The sequence below is a fragment of the Halorubrum distributum JCM 13561 genome (genome assembly GCF_000337395.1).
Taxonomy (GTDB): Archaea; Halobacteriota; Halobacteria; order Halobacteriales; family Haloferacaceae; genus Halorubrum; species Halorubrum distributum.
The window spans coordinates 1-338 of sequence record NZ_AOJF01000014.1; the positions used below are offsets into that span (position 1 = coordinate 1).

Genomic DNA, 338 nt, shown 5'->3' on the forward strand with positions numbered 1-338 from the left:
GCCTCGGCGAGCGGGAGCGGGTCACTACCGTTCCAGACACCGTCCCAGTCGTCGAGCGTCTTCTTGAACGAGACGACGACGATCTCGGCGTCGCTCGGGTAGTCGGGGTTGTCGTCGGCGACGGTCCCCTCCTCTCCGTCGCTGTGGTAGGCCACCCACTCGTCGGCCTCCACGGGAGGAAGGTTGATCACGACGGCCGGCGCGCGGAGGTCTTCGTCCTCGTCGCCGTCGACGACGATCTCGCCGACCTCGAAACTCGGCGGCTCGTCTCCAGGTGCGTCGGCGTTGTCCGACGACTTCGAGCTCACTGGCCCTCACCTCCTGAAACCGCCAAGCGG

General features: G+C 67.5%; 1 pseudogene. It reads right to left on the reverse strand.

Annotation, left to right across the window (positions count from 1 at the left end):
- Window positions 1-308, reverse strand: a pseudogene (locus C470_RS00485) (hypothetical protein); the annotation flags it as partial.
- Between the last annotated feature and the right edge of the window lie 30 nt (window positions 309-338).